Origin of the sequence: Pseudomonas sp. Pse1 (genome assembly GCF_024519635.1) — a bacterium.
Lineage (GTDB): Bacteria > Pseudomonadota > Gammaproteobacteria > Pseudomonadales > Pseudomonadaceae > Aquipseudomonas.
Genome location: NZ_JALJRO010000060.1, coordinates 1 through 1,150 on the forward strand (window position 1 = coordinate 1; position 1,150 = coordinate 1,150).

Annotated in this window: 1 protein-coding gene; it reads left to right on the forward strand. The window is 57.4% G+C overall.

From position 1 onward, the window contains the following. The coding region (locus NR126_RS28350; RefSeq protein WP_256832477.1) for an immunoglobulin-like domain-containing protein at positions 1–1,150 on the forward strand (1,150 nt) is incomplete at both ends.

The window sequence follows — 1,150 nt, forward strand, 5'->3', positions numbered from 1 at the left end:
TGACCGTCAAGCTGAGCAACGGCGGCACGGTTACCGTTAAAGCCGGTGATACCAGCGCGATCTATACCGCCCCAGTTCAAGGCGACGACGTCTACAAAGACGGCGGCCCGCTGAGCGTTACTATCGACAGCGCAACCGTGAAGGACCAGGTCTTCGAAGACCTGCAGCTGAGCAAAGAACCAGGCGTGGTGCAGATCAACGACACCACCGACACCGTCACCGTCAGCATCGCTGGCAATGGTCCTGTGTTTGAAAACGCAAACCCGACTTTCACCATCACCCTTAACCAGGCGTTGAAGGATGATCTGACCGTCAAACTCAGCAACGGTGGCACCGTCACTGTTAAAGCCGGTGATACTTCGGCGATTTACACCGCACCGATCCAAGGCGACGACGTCTACAAAGACGGCGGCCCGCTGAGCGTTACTATCGACAGCGCAACCGTGAAGGACCAGGTCTTCGAAGACCTGCAGCTGAGCAAAGAACCAGGCGTGGTGCAGATCAACGACACCACCGACACCGTCACCGTCAGCATCGCTGGCAATGGTCCTGTGTTCGAAAACGCCAACCCGACTTTCACCATCACCCTCAACCAGGCGTTGAAGGATGACCTCACCGTCAAACTCAGCAACGGCGGCACCGTCACTGTTAAAGCTGGCGATACTTCGGCGATCTACACCGCCCCGATCCAAGGCGACGACGTCTACAAAGACGGCGGCCCGCTGAGCGTTACCATCACCGAAGCGACTGTTAAGGATCAGGTCTTCGAAGACCTGCAGTTGAGCAAAGAGCCAGGCGTGGTGCAGATCAACGACACCACCGACACCGTGACCGTCAGCATCGCTGGCAATGGTCCTGTGTTCGAAAACGCCAACCCGACTTTTACCATCACCCTCAACCAGGCGTTGAAGGATGATCTGACCGTCAAACTCAGCAACGGTGGCACCGTCACTGTTAAAGCTGGCGATACTTCGGCGATCTACACCGCCCCGATCCAAGGCGACGACGTCTACAAAGACGGCGGCCCGCTGAGCCTGACTATCACCGACGCCACTGTGAAGGACCAGGTCTTCGAAGACCTGCAACTGAGCAAAGAACCAGGCGTGGTGCAGATCAACGACACCACCGACACCGTGACCGTCAGCATCGC